The 20,379-nt window shown below is 51.6% G+C and carries 19 protein-coding genes; 9 read left to right on the top strand and 10 right to left on the bottom strand.

Going from position 1 to position 20,379, the window contains the following annotated elements; translation table 11 throughout:
• Positions 1 to 339: 339 nt before the first annotated feature.
• Both rnhB and SYK_RS09855 read left to right on the top strand, forming a co-directional pair.
• A complete protein-coding gene (gene rnhB / locus SYK_RS09860) occupies positions 340 to 981 on the top strand; it encodes a ribonuclease HII (protein WP_281760091.1) in 642 nt (213 codons plus the stop codon).
• A 140-nt stretch (positions 982 to 1,121) separates the two neighbouring features.
• Positions 1,122 to 1,763, top strand: coding sequence for a hypothetical protein (locus tag SYK_RS09855; RefSeq protein WP_281760090.1), 642 nt, complete (start codon positions 1,122 to 1,124; stop codon positions 1,761 to 1,763).
• Positions 1,764 to 1,988: 225 nt separating this feature from the next.
• On the opposite strand, the gene smpB is transcribed toward SYK_RS09855, so the two are convergent.
• The 8 genes from smpB to SYK_RS09815 all read right to left on the bottom strand — a co-directional run bounded on the left by smpB (position 1,989) and on the right by SYK_RS09815 (position 8,671).
• The gene (smpB, locus tag SYK_RS09850) at positions 1,989 to 2,468 is read right to left on the bottom strand and encodes an SsrA-binding protein SmpB (protein WP_281760089.1); all 480 of its coding nucleotides are present in this window, start codon (positions 2,466 to 2,468) and stop codon (positions 1,989 to 1,991) included.
• A 9-nt stretch (positions 2,469 to 2,477) separates the two neighbouring features.
• The gene (ptsP, locus tag SYK_RS09845) at positions 2,478 to 4,262 is read right to left on the bottom strand and encodes a phosphoenolpyruvate--protein phosphotransferase (protein WP_281760088.1); all 1,785 of its coding nucleotides are present in this window, start codon (positions 4,260 to 4,262) and stop codon (positions 2,478 to 2,480) included.
• Entirely contained in the window at positions 4,263 to 4,568 is a 306-nt protein-coding gene (locus SYK_RS09840; protein WP_281760087.1) for an HPr family phosphocarrier protein, read from the bottom strand.
• Between the two features lie 49 nt (positions 4,569 to 4,617).
• Positions 4,618 to 5,406: a PTS system mannose/fructose/sorbose family transporter subunit IID gene (locus SYK_RS09835; protein WP_281760086.1), complete on the bottom strand. Its 789-nt coding sequence runs from the start codon at positions 5,404 to 5,406 to the stop codon at positions 4,618 to 4,620.
• A 9-nt stretch (positions 5,407 to 5,415) separates the two neighbouring features.
• The gene (locus SYK_RS09830; protein WP_281760085.1) at positions 5,416 to 5,967 is read right to left on the bottom strand and encodes a biotin transporter BioY; all 552 of its coding nucleotides are present in this window, start codon (positions 5,965 to 5,967) and stop codon (positions 5,416 to 5,418) included.
• Between the two features lie 6 nt (positions 5,968 to 5,973).
• Positions 5,974 to 7,035, bottom strand: coding sequence for a biotin synthase BioB (gene bioB, locus SYK_RS09825; protein ID WP_281760084.1), 1,062 nt, complete (start codon positions 7,033 to 7,035; stop codon positions 5,974 to 5,976).
• A gap of 419 nt (positions 7,036 to 7,454) precedes the next feature.
• A complete protein-coding gene (gene rsmI, locus SYK_RS09820) occupies positions 7,455 to 8,282 on the bottom strand; it encodes a 16S rRNA (cytidine(1402)-2'-O)-methyltransferase (protein ID WP_281760083.1) in 828 nt (275 codons plus the stop codon).
• The gene (locus tag SYK_RS09815) at positions 8,279 to 8,671 is read right to left on the bottom strand and encodes a YraN family protein (RefSeq protein WP_281760082.1); all 393 of its coding nucleotides are present in this window, start codon (positions 8,669 to 8,671) and stop codon (positions 8,279 to 8,281) included. Before SYK_RS09815 ends, rsmI begins: the two co-directional genes overlap by 4 nt.
• Between SYK_RS09815 and SYK_RS09810 the strand changes: the two genes are divergently transcribed.
• The 7 genes from SYK_RS09810 to SYK_RS09780 all read left to right on the top strand — a co-directional run bounded on the left by SYK_RS09810 (position 8,670) and on the right by SYK_RS09780 (position 19,428).
• Positions 8,670 to 9,869, top strand: a complete 1,200-nt coding sequence (locus SYK_RS09810; RefSeq protein WP_281760081.1) for a Gfo/Idh/MocA family protein — start codon at positions 8,670 to 8,672, stop codon at positions 9,867 to 9,869. The two genes, SYK_RS09815 and SYK_RS09810, sit on opposite strands and share 2 nt — an antisense overlap.
• 1,329 nt (positions 9,870 to 11,198) lie before the next feature.
• Complete coding sequence (locus tag SYK_RS09805; protein ID WP_281760080.1) at positions 11,199 to 12,587, top strand: FAD-binding oxidoreductase; 1,389 nt, start codon at positions 11,199 to 11,201, stop codon at positions 12,585 to 12,587.
• Positions 12,588 to 12,590: 3 nt separating this feature from the next.
• Positions 12,591 to 13,715 carry a (Fe-S)-binding protein gene (locus tag SYK_RS09800; protein WP_281760079.1) on the top strand — a complete coding sequence of 375 codons (1,125 nt, stop codon included), beginning with the start codon at positions 12,591 to 12,593 and terminating at the stop codon, positions 13,713 to 13,715.
• A 303-nt stretch (positions 13,716 to 14,018) separates the two neighbouring features.
• Entirely contained in the window at positions 14,019 to 16,562 is a 2,544-nt protein-coding gene (secA, locus tag SYK_RS09795) for a preprotein translocase subunit SecA (protein WP_281760078.1), read from the top strand.
• Positions 16,563 to 16,806: 244 nt separating this feature from the next.
• Entirely contained in the window at positions 16,807 to 17,700 is an 894-nt protein-coding gene (locus SYK_RS09790) for a helix-turn-helix domain-containing protein (RefSeq protein WP_281760077.1), read from the top strand.
• A gap of 66 nt (positions 17,701 to 17,766) precedes the next feature.
• Complete coding sequence (locus SYK_RS09785) at positions 17,767 to 18,444, top strand: 4Fe-4S binding protein (RefSeq protein ID WP_281760076.1); 678 nt, start codon at positions 17,767 to 17,769, stop codon at positions 18,442 to 18,444.
• A 54-nt stretch (positions 18,445 to 18,498) separates the two neighbouring features.
• Positions 18,499 to 19,428, top strand: coding sequence for a hypothetical protein (locus SYK_RS09780; protein ID WP_281760075.1), 930 nt, complete (start codon positions 18,499 to 18,501; stop codon positions 19,426 to 19,428).
• A 71-nt stretch (positions 19,429 to 19,499) separates the two neighbouring features.
• Here the strand turns inward: SYK_RS09780 and SYK_RS09775 are convergent, their stop codons facing one another.
• Entirely contained in the window at positions 19,500 to 19,691 is a 192-nt protein-coding gene (locus tag SYK_RS09775; protein WP_281760074.1) for a Nif11-like leader peptide family natural product precursor, read from the bottom strand.
• An 18-nt stretch (positions 19,692 to 19,709) separates the two neighbouring features.
• The gene (locus SYK_RS09770) at positions 19,710 to 20,222 is read right to left on the bottom strand and encodes a CreA family protein (RefSeq protein WP_281760073.1); all 513 of its coding nucleotides are present in this window, start codon (positions 20,220 to 20,222) and stop codon (positions 19,710 to 19,712) included.
• Positions 20,223 to 20,379 lie beyond the last annotated feature (157 nt).

The following is a 20,379-nucleotide window of genomic DNA, read 5'->3' as shown; positions in this document are numbered from 1 at the left end:
TCATAATGCCAATATAGAGCGACCACGTTTTGAAAAAGTGCCAGCCTGCGCGACACCCTTTGATCAAAGTTGTTTGGAAACTTGAGTGTTTGTTTTCACAAACAATACCTATAATAAGAAACCAGCCCACTAGCCAAGACGGTATAAAAAGATAGAGAGTCCATTTCCCAAATGGGATACAAACAGTGTGGAAAATGATTGCTGTGAATATTATGTAAAAGAGAAAATAGAGTGGGCGTGGCATTATATGATCCTTTTCCTTCTTTTACCAATCTAGGCAAGATATTACTATCCTTTTGAATTAATCAGGTTTGAGGCACAAATGGCGCGGAGGATTTCATGAGTCAGGTGACGTTGTTTTCTGTTGATGGATTTACCGCTACCGAGATTGCGGGTGTGGATGAGGCTGGACGAGGTTGTCTGGCTGGTCCTGTCGTGGCCGGGGCGTGTATTTTGCCTGCGGAGTATGACCTGCCAGGAATGACGGACTCCAAACAGCTTACAGCCGCCAAGCGCGAAGTGCTGTATGATCTTATCCGTGAACAGGCCGTGGCTTGGGCCGTGGGAGTGGCGTGGGCACCGGAAATCGACGATATCAATATTTTGCAGGCGACCTTTCAGGCCATGGGGCGAGCCGTGCGCGGCATGAAAGCCGAGCCAAAATTCCTTCAGATTGACGGTAACAAGACTATTCCTCCCTATGCCTTGCAGTGCGATATCCCGCAGGAATACGTCATCAAGGGTGATGGTAAGATTCCGGCCATTTCGGCTGCATCCATCATGGCAAAAACATTTCGTGATCGACTCATGGTTCAACTCGCTAAACGGTATCCGGGCTATGGCATCTCCAAGCATATGGGATACGGCACCAAAGACCACATGGCCGCTATTCAGAAATTCGGCCCGTGCCGACAGCACCGTCTGACCTTTCGGGGCGTGAAGCCCGAGCCAAAAATTCAAGAGCAAGCCAGCCTGTTTTAACCCGTTCTTTTCCCGTCTTTTTTTATCGACTTTTTAAGCGTGTTATATTTGCCATGCTGCTCGTTGTTTCGAGTTGCATGGCATGGTATATTGCGTTCTATATATGCGGTGAAATCTTGGGTCAGAGACAGGGAGGGGCGATGAACGATCGTCAAAAAAGAATAGTCACTGTGTCTAAAGTGCTTGTCGTTGCGACGGGATTGGCGTTGGCTTTGCCAGTTGTGACGCTCGGGACTGCAATGTGGTCTGATCACATAGTGCTCTTAACGCCTCTTGCTTTCGGTTGTGGTGTTATCGGTGGCTTTGTGAGCATCCAACAACGATTGCAGGGTATCAGTGATGAAGAACTATGTCTGTTGTCGGAGTCTTGGACGTCGGTATTTATTATACCATTGTTCGGGGGCATATTTGCGTTGGTTCTTTACGTACTTTTTATGACAGAGATTCTTACTATTGCGATTTTTCCCAAATTCTGTCTCCCTCCTTTTATTGGGCTTCGGGATTATGATTTGGTCAGCTATGTAAGGGAATCATACCCCGAAAGTGCTCCTGACATGGCAAAATTGATGTTCTGGACTTTTGTAGCGGGCTTTTCCGAACGGTTTGTTCCGCAGGTGATTCAATCGGTTTCAAGTCAGGCGACCAGTTTGACAGGGACTACTGTACCAACATCCACGTCCGGTTATACTGGTCGGGCTGTCGGCGTTGGAGCGAAAAGACGGTCACGGCCTGTTCGTGTGAAGTCGTTGGGGAAGAAGAGGAAGATGCCTCCGGCGGCTTAAGAACCCTTTGAAAAGGGTTCTTAAGAATCTCCTCAACTTTTTGTGTCGCCTTCGGCGAAGGGTTATTATTTTTTAAATCAAGAAAGCCTCGATAGCATTTATACTATCGAGGCTTTCTTATTATAAAAAATTCGCCGAAGGCGACATGGGATTCTTAAGGCCCTCGGCCTTAAGCCGTCGGAGACAAAATCATCAAATAATTCCGCCAAAGGCGGCTTCACAATCTTATTTGTACGCTGCCAACTGGCGGGCTGTGTCGCGGGAAATATCGCGGTCTTTGAGATCCTGCTTCTTGGAATGGACGTTTTTGCCTCGGCCCAGACCAATCTGCACTTTGACCTTGCCGCGACTGAAATACATCTTCATGGGAATTACGGAGAGTCCTTTTTGCTCAGTCTTGGCCTTCAGCATGACGATTTCTTGCTTGTGCAGTAACAATTGGCGAGGACGTTCCGGGTCGTGTTGATCATATACACCGGTTTTGTCATAGGGCGCGATGTGGATGCCTATCAGATAGGCGGAGGCGTCACGGAATTGGACGTAGCCGTCCTTGAACGAGACCTGTCCGGCACGCAACGATTTGACTTCGCTCCCAACCAGAGAGATGCCAGCCTCGAAGGTCTCGAGGATTTCGTATAACCGACGGGCCTGTTTATTGGTGCCGATCGTATTCGCGGAGATTTTTCTTTTTTTCTTTTTTGCCATGTGATTCGCCTAGGAAGGCAGCTCGTCGTTTTCCAGCAGGGACGAGAAAAAGGATACTTCCTCTGGAAAGTGTTTGAAAACATTGTCCATTACTAGATTGTTGATGCGGCTGACAGTGCGGCATTCCAGCACGTCTTTCAAGAGAATACGACAATCGTGCATGTTGATCTGCCGGATAATCCGTTTGATACCGGGAATGGCCTGCGGGGTCATTGAAATGGAATCGATGCCCATGCCGAGTAAGATAGGTACACAGAACGGGTCGGATGCCACCTCGCCACAGAGCGACACTTCTATGCCGGCCTGATGGGCGGCGTCAACCACCAATTTGATGGCGCGCAGGGTGGCGGGATGGAGCGGCTGGTACAAGTAGGACACATGCCGGTTTGTTCTGTCCACGCCGATGGAATACTGAATGAGGTCGTTGGTGCCGATGGAAAAGAAATCGACCTCGTGTGCCAAAAAGTCGGCGATCATGACGGCTGCCGGCAGTTCGATCATGGTGCCCACGGGCATATTCGGGTTGTAGTCGAGACCTTCACGGCGCAATTCCGCCTTGGCTTGAGCAAGCCACGCCTTGGCCTGACGCACTTCCTTGACCCCTGAAATCATGGGGAACATCATGGAGACGTTGCCGTACGCCGAAGCCCGCAGGATGGCCCGAAGTTGGGTTTTGAACAGCTGCGGATTTTTGAGGCAGAAACGGATGGCGCGGAGTCCCATGGCCGGGTTTGCTTCGTTCAGCTCACCGAAAGAAGCGATAAATTTGTCTGATCCAAGGTCCAGTGTGCGGAAGACCACCTTTCGCGGATACATGATGGAAGCGAGGTCTATATATTTTTCGGTCAACTCTTCTTCCGTGGGCAGCTCGGTCCTGTTGAGATAGGCGTATTCTGTGCGATACAGGCCGACGCCTTCGCCTCCGTTGTCCAGAACAGCGGCCACTTCTTCCACCAATTCGATGTTGGACAGTACCTGAACGCGCGAACCGTCAAAAGTTTCTGCCGGGAGATGGCATTGGCGTTTGATCTTGCGGGAGTACGTTTCGAACTTGGCGGCCCGTTCGTTGTAATCTTCGAGTTCCGATTCGGTGGGATTGACGATGATTTTTCCGGCCAGACCATCGATGATGACCAGATCGCCGTCACGTACAGAGTCTTCAAGCTTGTCCACACCTACCAGAGCAGGGATAGCCAGAGAGCGGGCCATGATGCCTGTGTGCGAGGTCTTGCCGCCGCGAACAGTGGCAAAGGCCATGATTTTGTCCACTTGCAACTCGACGGTGTCGGCCGGTGTCAGGTCATGGGCCATGATGATGGCACGACCAGAAATGGCGGTCAGGTCATTTTCAACACCCATGAGTTTGGTCTGAACTCTGTCAGCCACCACTCGTACGTCCTGCATACGCTCACGGATATATTCATCGTGGATGGCCCCGAATGCCGCTTCTTGATCAGCCACGGCTTTTTCGAGAGCCCATGCCGCGTTTAGGCCGAGTGATTTGATGTATCCTTCGGCTGCGCTAGACAGCTTGGGGTCCTTGAGCATCATTAAATGGGTGTCTATGAGAGAACCGTGGCTCTTCAGCTCTTCGGGAACCTGTTCTCGGATGACAGTCAGTTCGTTTTCGACAGTGGCGAAAGCTTCTTTGAGGCGGAGGATTTCATCAGGCACCAAAGCCGCTGCCACCGTCTGCCGGGGCAGGTGTGCCATGTGGTTCCGGTTAACGAAATAGGCCTTGCCAATGGCTATGCCTGTGGCAACCGGTATGCCTGTGATAATCGCGCCAGCCATTTATCCCTCGAATTTGTTTTTGAACAGTTGTTCGAGCCGCGTAAGCGCCTCTTCGGCATCTGATCCTGTTGCTCGCAGTTCGAGCACGTGGCCCGGTTCGGCGGCCAGGGTGAGTATGTCGAGAATGGACTTGGCATCCGCCTCCTGATCCTGATGGATCAGCGTGATAGCAGATTCAAAGGACTGTGCCACCTGAGCAACTCTACCGGCAGGACGAGCGTGCAGCCCGTTTTCACTGGCGACAATCACTTGTCGGGAGATAAAATCTTCTGTGGCCGAGTCTGTTGTAGTGTTTTCGTCCGTCATATATATACCTACCTATTCAAACCGTTTTTATGTCTGATTGAAAGAAAAATCACAAGGCAAATCCAGTCCAGCCCGATTCGTTGATCCAGGTGAAGAGATCGACGAGGCCGACGAATACGGCCACGGCCAGCACGCGGGACAACAATCCCGTCCGCACGAAACGGCCAAATATGAGCAAAGCACTGACGCCGAGTAATAGTTCCCACCATTGATAAGGGCGTGGCCAGATGAGTGTCCAGAGCCAGAGTAGAAGTATGGCATTGGCATATTTAACTCGACGCCCCCAGTTGATCAGATCCCACTGTTTGAGTTGTTTCAGAAATTTGAATCCCTGACGCACGCCGCAGGTGAATGTGTAGATGCGGAATATCTGCAACGCTGCGAGAAAAAATAGTCCAATGGCAAAAGCAAAGTGCGGGTTGCCGCTGAGGAGTAAGCAGATGGACAGCATCGCCCAAAAAATGAGTAGACTTCCGGCAAAAACTGAGTCGCCGATGGCGGACAGGGAATACGCCGTAGTGTCTTTGACTTTGGTTAGCATTTTGGGCGGGAAATGGTCGGTAGCAATGGCCTGCTCCACGTTGAGCAGGATGCCGACCAGGCATGGCGTCCAAAAGGGGTGGGATTGATAGTGGCGTACATACCGTTTCAGGGCGTCCCTGAGTTTTTTGGGGTCAGTATGAATAGCCGTAAGTCCCGGTTGCATGGCGTACATGAGGCCGATGTTCTGCATGCCACGTGTATTGAACCCTGCACCAGCCAGATAGCAGCGCATGAAGCTGCGTACGAAGGCCATGGACTTTGAGTCCGTGTGGAGGGGGAATCCTTTGACGTGCATAATGAGTGGCTAACGTTGCCCCGGCAGAAGGTTCAAACGGATAAGATATTTGCAGCAGGCCACGGCGGCCACGATTTTGATGGCATCCCATGGAATAAATGGAGCGACTCCGGCCAGAAATGCTTTATGCCAGCTTAAATCCAAAGCGAATTTGAGCCACGCTGCACCAGTGGAATAGACGGCCAGAAGCGCTCCCAATCCCCAGATGAGTCCCATGACCCAATGCAGGTTCGGGCTGGTTTTACGGGCCATGCCGCACATCCATGCAGAGATAACGAAGCCGAACAGGTATCCGCCCGTGGGGCCGATCAGATGGCCAAGGCCGGATTTGCCGCCGGAAAACACTGGCAGTCCGATGGTTCCGGCCAGCAGATAAAGGCCGACAGCCAACACACCGCGTTTGGGGCCGAGTATATATCCGGCTAGAAAAATGAAAAAGGGCTGCATGGAAACAGGTACCGGGCCGATGGGCACGACAAGGTATGCCCCTGCGCCGATCAGCGCGGCCATCAGCGCGGTCCAGACAAGCTGGTGAAGGTCCATGAGAGAATCGTTCGTCATCGCGGATTACTCTGTTTCCGGTTGTAAACCGGCATGGTCAATATCCTCAAGGTCAGATGCCACGTTGCCACCTTTAACAGTCAGATAGTCGCCGACCATCAGACCGTTCACGCCGGAACCGAGCAGTTCGGCCTTGCGATTTTCCCCAAACACGGTCAATCGGCCACCGCAGATGCGCAGGGCGCTGTCCGGTAACAGGAACCTGTATAGGGCCACGAGCTTGAGGGCTTCTTCCGGGGCCAGAGGTTTCCTCTTTTCAAGCGGAGTCCCTGCGATGGGGTGCAAAAAGTTGATCGGTACGGAATGCACTCCCAGTTCATTCAACAACAGGGCAAGTTCAACCCGGTCGTCCCACGACTCTCCAATGCCGAAAATACCACCGGAGCAGACATAAAGTCCGGCCTCGACTCCTGCCTGAACAGCGGCCACGTCCTCAGCGTATTCGTGTGTTGTGCACATTTGTGGAAAGAACGAAGCCGATGTTTCTAGATTGTGATGATAACCTTTCAACCCCGCATTTTTCAATGCTTTTAATTGGGCTGGTTTTAAAATGCCCGGAGAGAGGTCTGGAGCCATGCCGAGTGCGGCCACTTTTCTGACCGCTTCGGTAAATCCGGCCAAGTCGCGTTCGCCGACCAACTTGCCACTGGCAACGATGCCGAATCGGGTGACGCCATTCTTTTGGGCAGAGCCCGCCGCTGTGGCGATCTCATTAGCTGGGAGCAGAGGGTATTCGGGGCTTTTGCCGCCGTGATGACCGGATTGAGCGCAAAAAGAGCAGTCTTCCGAGCATGTGCCGGATTTGGCATTGATGATGGCGCACAGGCTGACCTGTGTGCCGAATCGGGCTGTTCTTATAGCGTGGGCGCAGGTCAGCAATTCACCCAGTCTGTCAGAGGGAAGGGTAACGATGTATCGAATATCGGAATCCGCAAGGGGGTGTCCGTCAAGGACTTTGCGGCATATGACTTTTAAACTCATGAGGATGCCTTTGGCTGGAATCGTTGACCGCACACTGTTTTTCGCGGCCAGCACGCTGTTTGTGTGACAGGCACAGGGAGAAGTCAAGTTGAGTGAAAAACTGCACTTTTGATTATGTGAAAAATAGAATTTGAAAAGGGTGTTGACCCAACGCAAAAAAGGGATAGAATCTTGGTTGGAAATTTGAGGAGGTATTGTTTATGTATTTGGAATTATTCTTTTTTGGTTTGATCCTGCCCTTCGTCTTGGTCGCATTCTTTATGGGCATGGAACACGCGTTTTCAGCACACTTTTTGAAAAAAAATTCTTTCTTGCGCCGTTGCACAGCTCGTTTCTGCAAACGGTACCCCGTCTTGTGTGATGACGACGCTACCTTCTACTGCTTTTTCAGGAGAGACGCTTTTCATCGTAGATGATTGATGCGTTGACGTTCTCTTGAAAAATCAGAAGGCCGGAAGCCGGGATTATCCCCGCTTCCGGCCTTCCGCTTTTATCGAGCATATTTTTTAGTCGCGCATGGCGGCATATACCTCTTTGGCAGTCCAACCTGTCGCCCGGTCAGCCACTCTTCTGGCGATTTCTTTGGGCTTGCCACCGTTTTCGGATTCTTCCGCAAGCAGGTCGGCGATCTTTGTTTCATCAGTACGGCCTGTTTCCGAGGGCGGCGCGATGATGACGGTCAGTTCGCCGCGCAGGTCAAGGTCCATATTCTTGATGGAGCCAAGCGTGCCCCGGATAAATTCTTCATATTCCTTGGTCAGTTCCCGTGCCACGCAGAATTCGCGGTCGCCCAGTATTTCAAAGGCGATAGACAGTGTCCCGGTGAGTCGGGATTTGCGTTCAAAAAAGACCAATGTGGCCCCGGTGTCTCGGTGGGTTTCAAAAAGCTTTTCGGTGTGGCTCTTTTTGCGTGGAGGGAATCCGAGAAAGGTATAGGGCAAGGGCGGCAGGCCGCTGGCGGACAATGCCACCACAGGTGCGCTTGGTCCCGGCACTGGAGAAACTCGGATGTCGTTATCACGGCATGCTCGAACCAGTGTGAAACCGGGGTCGGATAACAGCGGAGTCCCTGCGTCGGAGATGAGGGCCACTTCAAGGCCGTCTTCCAGCAAATCGAGTACTCGGGGTATTTTTTTGTCTTCGTTGTGCTCGAAAAAGGACATGAGCCTACCATGTCGTTCCAGTTCTAGCCGTTTGAACAGCAGGCCGGCTCGGCGTGTGTCTTCGGCTAGAATGACGTCCGCTTCGGTCAGTATATGCCGTGCGCGTGGCGACAGATCGCCTGTGTTGCCCAGTGGGGTGGCTATCACCCAGAGTGTACCGGTATCGTTCATATTCCCATTCCGCTTAGGTCAAATGCATTTTCACAATGTTCAACATCCATGGATGACCCCGTATCCACCACTGCGGCCAGATCAAATCGACAAGGATCATCCCACAGGTCGTTTTGTGTCAGGTAATGACTGGCCGCTTTGACCAGTCGGGCCTGCTTTTTGCGGGTCAATCCGTCTGCCGGGGATGCCATGGAATTGGCTTTTCGTGTTTTTACCTCTACGAAAACGATGGTGTCCCGGTCCCGGCAAATGAGGTCCAGTTCCCACTGACGATATCGCCAGTTCCGTTCCAGCACGCGAAACCCTTTGGTCTCAAGATACCGCGCCGCTGCGCTTTCGCCCAGATTGCCAGTCCGTTTTGATGGCAGAAGTTTTGATAAAAGCCCCATGGGTGGGATTGATAGCACAGGGCGTGATGACTTGCCAGAATGCTTCCCCGGCAGTGAAACATGGTGTACAGTCGTTGCTGGAGATAATATTATGCTTAAATACGCAATGATAGGTGGTGGCCCCGGAGCCTTTGTTGGAGAAGTCCATCGGACCGCGTTGGCCTTGAACGGGCAGGCAAAATTGGTGGCCGGATGTTTTTCCCGTGATCTGGAAAAGACGCGGACGCTTGGTGCAGAGCTTGGGGTGGCGGAAGATCGCTTGTACGCCACGCCAGAGGAATTATCTCGGTTGGAAGCCGGCGATATTGATTTTGCGGTGGTGGTTACTTCAAACGAAGCGCACTATCCCAACGTGAAGGCGTGTCTTGAAAACGGTATACATGTCATGTGCGACAAGCCGTTTACCCATACTTCGGCGCAGGCCGAGGAGTTGGTGGAGCTTGCCCGCGACAGGGGGGTGTTTCTTGGCGTATCTTATACCTATGCCGGTTATCCCATGGTTCGGCAGATGCGGGAGATGATTTTGCGTGGTGACATTGGTGCGGTCCGATTCATCAACTGTGAATATCCGCAGGGGTGGCTGGCTGAGATGTTGGAAACAACCGGGCACATCCAAGCAGAATGGCGGGCTGATCCGGTGCGGAGCGGAGGAACCTTATCGCTTGGCGATGTCGGTTCCCATATTGAATATCTCGTGCCGCACGTGACCGGTTTGAAGGTTACGCGATTGGCCGCTCGATTGGATTCATTGGTGGAAGGGCGATTGCTCGACGATAACGGCACCATTTTGACTGAATATGATACTGGTGCGCGGGGTATGTATTGGTACTCGCAGGCCGCCACCGGCATGGTCAATGGGTTGAAAATTCGTGTTTTTGGTGAAACTGGCGGCTTGGAATGGTTTCAGGAAGACCCGGATATTTTGCATCATATGCCGCTTGGTGAGTCGGCTCGGAAGATTCGGCGCGGTACTCCTGATTTGACGCCGGGGGCGATGGCGTATTCGCATACGCCGCCGGGGCATCCCGAGGGATGGTTGTTGGCGTTTGCTAATATTTATACCTCATTTTGCAACACGTTGGTTGATGGTGAGGCTGTCGATTTCCCTACCGGGGAGGATGGGGTGCGTGGAGTGAGGTTTATGGAGGTTTGTCTTGAGAGTTCGAAGAATGACACCGCATGGATTGATATGACGTAATTCTTTTTGAGTTGAAGCAGTCGGGGTTTAAACCCCGACGGGAGATAAGAAGTAATGATGGCCGCTTTCATGCGGCCTTTTCTTTGAAGATGCGCCTTTGGCGAGAGTCATTGTTGGGTGCTGAAGCACCCAACGTTTTCCATGCCCTGCCCTGCGCGGGCGGCGGATCTTTTTGGCTGAGCCGCCCCCATGATCGGCGGTAAGAATCTGATCCAATCGAGTCGGCTCCATCCGATTAAAAGTATAAGCTCTGCCTCTCCCTTTATCCCTCATTTTAAGACAAATTACCTGACTCTCTTATAAGAGTCGCCTCCTTCGATTGGTCAGCTTCTAGGCCGCCAATCAAGGGCTGGGTTTCGTCTTCGTCTGGTTGGGAGGGGAAGAAATCGGCTTCGGAGGGAGAGCGGTGTTGGGGTGTTGGAGCACCCCAAGGCCCTTTATGGATAACGAAGAGCCTTAATCAAAATGGGCATCTTTACCGAGAACAAATTTATAGCGATGAAATGTAGAAGTTTAAAGTTATGTATGGTTATCGGAGAGCTTAGAATCAAAAATTAACACCTACAACGAGAAATTCCTTACAACGACGAGCAATTGATAACGGGCCTTAGAGCCTGTCCTGCGCGGCGGAGCGTAGCCCGATCGAGTCTGTATCACAGACAATCCTATCGGGCAGTGTAGCCGCGTACAGGCTCTTGGGTCCGCTATCAGGCTCACACCGAAAAGGCGTTTTTTGCCTCCTTTTTTTCGCCTCAAAAAAAGCAGGTCGCCATAAAGGCGAAACCTTTACAATAATACCGTTTGCATTTTCACTGCGGATGCACGCAACGCCCACCAAAAAATGAAGTCCCTCTTTCTTCTTTTCTCATTGTTTTTTCCCACCGTCAGCAGCCAACTCTTTCAAATAAAAATCGTTTATGGTTATCAAAGAGCCTAGAATAAAAAATGAGCACCTACGCTGAGAAGCCCCTTACATCGACGAACAATTGATAACGGGCCTTAGAGCCTGTCCCGCGCGGCGAAACGTAGCCCGACCGAGTCTGTGCCACAGACAATCCTGTCGGGCAGTGGAGCCGCGTACAGGCTCTTGGGTCCGTTATCAGGCTCACACCGAAAAGGTGTTTTTTGCCTCCTTTTTTTCGCCTCAAAAAAAGCAGGTCGCCGTAAAGGCGAAATCTTTGCAATAATACCGTTTGCATTTTCACTGCGAAAGCACGCAACACCCACCAAAAAAGAAGTCCCTCTCTTCTTTCCTTATCTTTTCTTCATTCTTAAAACCGTTATTCAAAGCAGATTGACACCCCCCCATCACCCTCGTAGGTTCATTCCATGTCCAAATACGCCCCATCCCTGACCAAAGCTCATCAGGCTTTTTTGTCCGACCTCTTCCCTCATGACGGATGCGTCCTATCTCCCGAAGGCCTTGCTGTTTTCTCTGCTGACGCCAGCGGCGAACGAGCCATGCCGTGGGCTGTTGTCAGGCCTGAAACTCGTGAGCAGGTGCAGGAATTTCTCAAGTGGGCCGATGTCGAGCGTATGCCGATTTATGGTCGCGCACGTGGCACTGGTCGTGTAGGAAGCGCCGTACCGAGTCTCGGCGGTGTGGTCGTGTCCATGTTGCGTATGAATCAAATTCTGGACGTGAATGAAGACGACTTCGTGGCTGTGGTCCAACCTGGTGTGGTGACGGCTGATCTTCAAGCTGCCTGTGCGGCAAAGCAACTTTTCTATCCGCCGGACCCGGCCAGTGTGAAAATTTCCACTATTGGCGGGAATATCGCAACCTGCGCCGGAGGCCTCAAAGCCGTGAAATACGGTGTGACGCGAGATTGGGTGCTTGGAATTGAAGCGGTCCTTCCGGGTGGCAGAGTGCTGCATATGGGTGGCCGTTCCCATAAGGATGTTGTCGGGTTGGACCTGAAACGCCTTTTTGCTGGAAGCAATGGTACGCTTGGATTGTTCACGGAACTGACGGTCAAACTTATTCCCTTGCCCGAAGCTTCGGCCTCGGTGCTGGTTGGTTTTTTTGATTTGGCTTCATCCATGGAAGGGGCCAAAGCTGTGTTTCGAGCGGGAGTTCTGCCTGCGGCCTGTGAATTCATGGATGGCCCCACTATTCAGGCCATTCGCATGGGCGACGATATCCCGCTGGCAGATGATGCCCAAGCCGCACTGTTATTGATGGTGGACGGAACTCAGAAAGGCGTGGATGCCGAGGTCCGGCGTATGGTCGCGGCTCTGGAGTCTGTACATCCTGTTTCAATGGAAGTCGGCAGTGGGGCCGAAGCCGAAGCTCTGTGGGATGTACGGCGATCCATTTCTCCGTCTTCATTCCGCATCAAACCAGACAAGCTGGCCGAAGATATTTCCGTGCCGCGTGGGAGCGTAGGACAGGCCGTTGCTGCAGCTCATGATATTGGACGAGAGCACGGTTTGCAGGTCCTTTGTTTTGGACACCTTGGCGACGGCAACATCCATGTCAGCATCATGCACGATGGGGCGGTGCAGAACGAAGTTGAGAGCGCGCATCTTGCCAAGGACGTTGTTTTTCGTATGGCGTTGTCGCTGGGCGGTACTATTTCCGGGGAACATGGCACAGGCCTGACCAAGGCGTCTTTCGTGAGCGAACAGTTATCAGTGGATGAACTGCAATTAATGGCCGATATCAGGCATGTTTTTGATCCCAACGGTATCATGAATCCCGGCAAGGGGCTGTAACCCGTGTCTGGTGAGTGCATTCTGTGCGGTAAATGTCTTGAAGTCTGTCCGCTTCTCCGGGCAACGGGACGAGAAGAACTTGGCCCACGTGCCAAGGCTGATTTATGCCGTATTTTGTCTGAAGACCCGAATTTGTTGTCTGAAACCGATGTTGCCAAGCTCGTAGGGTTCTGTCTTGGTTGTGGACGATGTAGGGAGGTCTGTTCGCAGGGTGTGGACGTTCCTGCGTTGGTGGCAGGATTGCGCGGTGCTCACCCTGATTTCAAGGCGTGGCTGTGGAAGACATGGTTGATGCAGGCGAAAAATGTATGGTCACCAGGTTCTGCGGCGGCCAAACTCTTTCCAGAACAGCTTGTTCCAGAAAAGTTCGGCCCTATGCTCAAAATGTTGGCTGGTCTCAAGGGGGGGCCGGGATTGGAGCCGTGTCTGGAAGTGGCGAAGTACCCCGATACCTACCGGGGTAGAAAGATGCTCCTGTTTGCAGGCTGCACCGCCAACTTTGTGCAGACCCGTTGGCTTTCGACTGCACTCAAACTGTTGGACGGGTTGGGTGTGGATGTTCTGCCCGATGATTTCAAATGTTGCGGTTCCGGTCTGAAAGCTGCCGGGTTCGCAGATGAGTCATCTTCCATGGCCGCCCACAATGTGCGGGTCTGGCGTGATGCCGGACACCCCCCGATTGTGACGTTCTGCGCCTCATGCCACGCTGGCCTGCAAGCCTATGAAGGGTGCTTTGAGAGCTTGAAAGAACAGGAAATGTGGCAAAATATGCTTTTGTCTTTATCGAGTGTTTTACTCGATACTCCCTTCGTGCTATCGCACAACATGCCGGAAACGTTGGCGTATCATCAACCGTGCCATACGCGAGGTGATGATTCGGACCATGTGTTGCTCAATGATGCTTTCAAAGACCGAATGGTCGGGGCAACAACCAAGCAATGCTGCGGTTTCGGTGGGGTCATGCGTTTGGCAGCACCCGGTCTCACCGACCCGGTCAACCAGCAATGCTGGGATGCGCTTGCAGGAGCGGATGTCGTCATTACAGGCTGTTCAGCCTGCGTGACCCAACTGGCAGCAACAGCCCCTGACGGCGTAAAAGTGGGGCATTGGTTGGAACTCATCAAGTGAAATGGTGAGTAATTTTTGTTTTAACCGGCTTCACATGCCGATTCAGGCCTGTATGACTGTCTTTTTCGGCATTGTGGCCGCTGTTTGGTATGAGCGGTTGCGAGGTACCGGCTAACGGGGGGGCTGCTCCCTTTCGTTGGTCTTTCCTTTGTGCTATTGCATTCCCGCCGGGAAAAACCGCGATTTCACACGTCTGTCGCGTTGACAAAGCGGATTCCGATTATATCATGCTTCACAGTGCCACGGTGTGAATTTGCCGTGTGCCTTGCTAAGATCGCATAAGACTCCCAGGAGACCATATATATGCTGAAATTTCTCTTCGGTTCCAAAAATGACCGATATCTGAAGAAGATCAAGCCCCTTGTCGAGCAGGTGAATGCCTTTGAGCCAGAAATGCAGGCGTTGTCTGATGCCGACATTCAGGCCAAGATAGCCATGTGGAAAGGGCAGGTTGCCGCCGGGGAAAAGACCCTGGACGAACTGATGCCCGAATGCTTTGCTTTGGTCCGTGAAGCGGGTCAGCGGGTATTTGATCCGCCTATGCGTCACTATGACGTGCAGCTTATTGGTGGATATGTCCTCCATCAGGGCAAGATCGCGGAAATGAAGACCGGTGAAGGCAAGACGCTTGTCGCGACTTTGGCCGTTGTACTTAATGCATTGTCCGGTAAGGGCGTGCATGTTGTCACGGTCAACGACTATCTCGCCTCCCGTGATGCCGAGTGGATGGGCCAATTGTACAACTTCCTCGGTTTGACCGTAGGCGTTATTGTGCACGGCCTGAACGATCAGGAACGTCAGGAAGCCTACAACGCAGACATTACGTACGGCACCAACAATGAGTTCGGTTTCGATTATCTGCGCGACAATATGAAATTTTATAAGGAGCAGCTGGTTCAGCGGCCGCTCAATTTCGCCATCGTGGATGAAGTCGATTCCATTCTTATCGATGAAGCGAGAACTCCGCTTATTATTTCCGGTCCCGGCGAGAAATCTTCTGGGTTATACCGTCGTATCGATACCATCATTCCCAATTTGATCAAGTCTTCGCCCACTGACCCTGAAGACAAAGACGCTATCCCCGATGGTGATTTTGTGCTGGACGAGAAAACCAAGTCCATCACTCTGACTGACGCTGGTGTGGAGAAAATCGAAGGGTTGCTCGACGTGGATAACCTGTTTGATCCGCAGCACATCGCACTTCAGCATCATGTGCTTCAGGCACTCAAGGCGCACCATTGTTTCCAGAATGATGTCGAGTACATCGTCAAGGACAATCAGGTCGTGCTGGTCGATGAATTTACGGGTCGCCTCATGCCGGGGCGTCGTTTGTCTGATGGTCTGCATCAGGCCATTGAAGCCAAGGAAAATGTCAAGGTCGAGGCTGAGAACCAGACCCTCGCGTCTATCACTTTCCAGAACTATTTCCGCATGTATGACAAGCTGGCCGGCATGACTGGTACGGCTGACACCGAAGCCGTTGAATTCGGGCAGATTTATAATCTTGAAGTCATCGTTATCCCTACGCATCAGACGATGGTTCGTATTGATAACCCGGATTCCATCTACAAAACGCAGGAACAGAAATATCAGGCTATCGCCGAGGATATCGAGGATTGCTACCGCCGTGGTCAGCCCGCGTTGGTCGGCACCGTGTCCATCGAAAAATCTGAATTACTGTCTCGGTTGCTTAAGAAACTCAAGGTCCCGCATAGCGTGCTCAACGCAAAGCAGCATGAAAAGGAAGCCGAGATCGTGCTTGAGGCCGGACACAAGAAAAAAGTCACCATCGCCACCAATATGGCGGGTCGTGGTACTGACATCAAGCTCGGCGAGGGAGTGTGTGAACTCGGAGGCCTACACATTATTGGCACTGAGCGGCACGAATCTCGCCGTATCGATAACCAGTTGCGAGGTCGTTCCGGTCGTCAAGGTGATCCGGGTTCCTCCCGTTTCTATTTGGCACTGGACGATGATCTCATGCGACTGTTCGGTTCTGATCGTTTGCAGGGCATTATGGAGAAGCTCGGTCTGGAAGACGGCATGGCCATTGAGAATAAGATGGTCTCAAATGCCATTGAAAAATCTCAGACACGCGTGGAAGGACATCATTACGAAATTCGTAAACAGCTTCTGGAATATGACGATGTCATGAATCAGCAGCGTGAAGCCATTTATTCTTTGCGTCATGACCTGATGAAGGCCAAGGAAGTCGAAGAACTGGCTTTGGAATATTCCACTGATCTCGTTGAAGACATTTTGGAACCTGTATTGGACATGAAGGACCCGGATCAGGAGACCATTGATTCCGTGCGTGCCCGTCTGGAAGAGGTTTTCAATTTTGAGCGGTTCGAGGCATGGCAGGACGTCGAACTGCCGAGTCGGGAACAAGCCGCAGAATGGGTGGATGATATTTTTGCGTACCTGCGAACTTCCACCGGAGATCATTATCAGGAAATCATGCGCTACTTCATGCTTGATTCTTTGGATCGCAATTGGAAGGAGCACCTGCTGAATATGGATCATCTGCGTGACGGCATCGGCCTGCGTGGATACGGCCAGAAAGATCCGAAGCAGGAATATAAGCGTGAAGGGTTCGAATTGTTTGCCGAGCTGGTTTATACCATCAAGGAAAATGTCATGCGCGCTTTTTCTCACTTGCGCATCGAGGCCGAAGTCAAGGACGAAGAGTTTAAGCACGAAGGTTCCGAGGAACTGGAGTACACTGACCACGAATCCGAGAAGGACAAGAAGGTCACGCCGGTCAAGAAGGCTCCCAAGGTTTCCCGCAACGCTGCCTGCCCGTGCGGTAGTGGTAAGAAATACAAGAAGTGCTGCGGTTCCTAATCCGTAGCCTGAAATATGTTGGTGAAAAGCCGGTTCTTTTGTGGGGCTGGCTTTTTTTTGTGCTGAAATGTGCCAGCCATGAAGGAATGAGTCCCTTTAGGGTCTTATGCGTGTGCGATATGTTGGGTCCCAACATATTCCGACTTGAGGAAAAGGAGGGTGGTTTGTCACGATGCCATGTCAGCGCAGGGAATCACGGCGGAGAGTCTTGCCATTGCAACGATGCAGAGGGTACAGGTGTCCAATGACAGAGACGCATACAGTTCATAAGGCCGAGGAGATGATTGATCCCTTGGCAAATTTTATAATATGGCCGTTCACAGAAGGTTCGGGATGTCCTGTTTCGGATATTCTTGAGCCGCATTTGCATGATTACTTTGCCATCCAGTTTGTGACTGAAGGCAAGGGGGTGCATGTTATCGATTTTCAACCCTATGACATTACGTCGAATTCTTTGTATTTCGTGTCGCCCCACCAACTGCATTTGTGGAGGCCCGAGGGGGATTTGAAAGGCTATGTCATGGCCTTTACCGAAGATTTCATGCGCTCGCCGGAATCGCCTGTTGTCAACATGGCAGATCTGGAGTTTTTTTATAGTTCCGCTCATTTGCCTCAGTACCATGCTTCACCGGATCAGGCGGCGGTCCTGCTTGATCTGGTGGAGAAGATGCGTAAAGAGTTTGATGGACGGAATGAAGGGTTTGTGTCTGTTCTGCGGGCTTTTTTCCATATCTTCATGGTTAATCTGCAACGCATGTATGCTGAAAGTGTGACCGTGGATTCCATAGAGCGAGAGCCTGACTTAGTCCGCCTGTTTAAGAAAATGGTTGCCGAAAAGTACCTTTTGCAGATGTCTGTGCAGGACTACGCCGATGCCTTGGGTGTGAGCGTGTCCAGGTTGAATTCTGCAGTCAAGGAAGCCACCAGGACCACGCCCGGCCAGATAGTGCGTACCGAGATGGTCATGGCCGCCAAGCGGATGCTCGCTCACTCCGATATGAACGTGTCGGAAATCTGTTTTGAACTCAGCTTTGACGATCCTTCCTATTTTGGCCGGTTCTTCAAACGGGAGGCTGGAGTCACGCCCTCAGGTTTTCGGGAGCAGATGCGAGAAAAGTACCATTCTTTTGTACGATAGTTCCTGTTGATTCCAGTGCGCTTTCCCTACCATACAGCCATTAACTGAATGTATGGAGGTTTTACAATGACATTGAACGAAGTGCACGAGGCCATTGCCAAAATCGGTTGCCTTTCTATGACGACTTTGGACGGCGATGCCATGCACAGTCGCATTATCAGCGTATGTGGTGGTGACGAGGACGGCGTGTATTTCCTGACCATGGATTCCAAGCCCTTTTATCATCAGCTCAAGGCTAATCCCCGGATTTCCGTGAGTGGTATTTATCCTCATGGTCGCAAGGAAAAAAAGAATTCGGTTGGACAGCCGTATTTTGCTCCGGGTTTTACGTTGCGTATCACGGGAGAAGTTCGTGAAGTGACCCAAGGTAGTATCATAATCAAGGCCGAGGCCGGTGACGAGACAATGCAATATGTTTTTGAAGAACAGGAACGGTATCCTGCCATGCGCCTGTTTTGTCTTTATAAGGGCAAGGGCGAAATCTTTGATTATGATTTTGAAGAGGAACACCGTGATCACAAGTTGTTGCGCTCCCGTTTTTCCTTTGGCGGTGAGACTCACAATGAGGCTGGCTGCTGGATAACGAATGATTGTGTGAGTTGCGGAGAATGTCTTGAAGTCTGTACTTTCAAGGCTATTATTCCGGGTGAACCCTATTCCATCAACGGTGCACGGTGTGATGAGTGCGGCAGTTGCGTCAGTGTGTGTCCGCAGGAATCCATCGAATTGCCGTTGACATTGTAACAGAGGGCCTGCCGGTCTTGCCAGAAACAGGGCAACCGCGTACCCATGTCGGTTATGTCGCGTTTTTTGATAGCCCTTGTTTTTTTGTTGACGTGTTCGCCAGTTGTCTTGGCCGATACCGAATTCAGCACGACCCAGCCGGATTTTTTGCTGACTGCACCGACCAATGTGAGCAAGAAACTCCGTCTGGAGACGGCCTTTGATTATGTGGGTGGTGCGGACTTCAGCAATGGGCTTGGCGGTGTGGAAGTCTTCCGTACCTCGCTGTCAGTCGACTATTCGATTTTCAAACTTTCTTACATGGCTTCGGATTTCGCATGGACGCACACGGAAGGAGTTGCCAAGACCTTCAGTGTCGGCGGTAGTCTGACGCCATGGGACATCTTGCATGATTTTACATTGCAGGCCCGTTTACTCAACGACACCGTTGGTGATCGTTGGCGATACTGGGTTAACGGTGAAGTGGCCTCCTCTTTTGAAACAACTTTTCCCGGTGCCGTGGGTGTCGGCTTTGACGGCGGCATTGCCTATGATTTCTGGCAGGGGTGGATGCTCGGACTGACCGCCAGAACCGTGGCCCTATCGCCGCTTAATCAGGATCTTTTGGGAGAGGCTGAAATTGGACTGGCCGTTGCAGTGTCACAAAAGGCCCTCCGTCGGACTTTGCAGTCTCTTGGACTGTCTGACGACGTGCTGAACGGTTCGGATGCAATTAATTTTAGCTTTGCCGTATCCCGGGTTGAGAAGACGTATCGACTGGATTCCGGCAACTCTTTGTATCAAAGCGGGTATCTTGGTGTTGTTCACTCCAAGGCCGGGTTGTATTTGGATTATGCACCCAATGAGGACATTGTCATGTCCATCGGGCCTGAGTATCATTACTTGCGGGAATACCGACTGTATAATTCTGCTGGATCATACCAGTCGTCACACAAGTTGGATAATGCTTTTGGCGGGTATGTTCGGGTCCTTTGGAAATTTTAGTTTTTATTGGGCAAAAAAAACGGACAGGCATATGCCCGTCCGTTGAGAGTTCTCGTGTTGCAGAAGGATGTTTATCCTTGCACTCCCATATAGTTGACTGCCATGGTCCAGAGTTGTTTTAGTTCGTCTTCCGTCAGGGAGTACCCTTTGGATGTGACGAATTTCGCCATGCCAGCCTGATCCTTGACTTCTTTTGCTTCATTGACCAGGGCCGGGTTGGACATGACGTCATTGACCAGGCGTGTTACTTCATCTTCGCTCACGTGTTTCCTCCGAACGATTTATTTCACTTTGACAACGGTAACGCTGTTTTGGGGCGATCCTTCCACCATCCTGTCGCTGTATACCATGTAGATAATGACGTCCCGTTTCTTGTCATAGAACCGAACGACCTGCATGGATTTGAAGACCAGCGAGGTGCCTTTCTTGAATACCTTTTTTCCGTCTTTTTTCCCGTTTCGGATTTTCTCCGGTACGGTGATGTCTCCGGTACAAACGCACTCAATGGAAGCATCGGACGGGTCTTCGGCTACGCCTATCATACCTTTGACTCCACCCTTGCGCGCACGGCTCAAGTAGCAGGTCACGCCCGGAATATCCGGGTCGTCAAAGGCCTCTACCACGATGTCGTCATCGCGGGAGAACATGTGGAAGACGGTATCCACCGTGCCGATGGTTTCCGAAGACACGGGAGCGGGTACCACCATGCACACCAGAAAGGCAAGCATCAAAATACGAGTAAGACGGCCGAGAGCCGAGTGACGTTTCCTCAAGGGACAAATGTAGGATTTCATTCCGATATGACTACCAAGGGCGGGTCAGGAAAGCAAGTTGAGGAGAGAAGCTCGGGCTGTGAAGGCAAAGTGCGTTGTTTCATTGCAGAACGTGTTTTTTGAGTAGGGCTGGAATGGAAAAAAGGGAGAAGGACAAGACCTCCTCCCTTTGAGAATG

The sequence above is a fragment of the Pseudodesulfovibrio nedwellii genome (assembly GCF_027923765.1).
Classification (GTDB): Bacteria; Desulfobacterota; Desulfovibrionia; order Desulfovibrionales; family Desulfovibrionaceae; genus Pseudodesulfovibrio; species Pseudodesulfovibrio nedwellii.
Note: the sequence above shows the minus strand (reverse complement) of the source record. Positions and strands in the feature narration are given on the sequence as shown.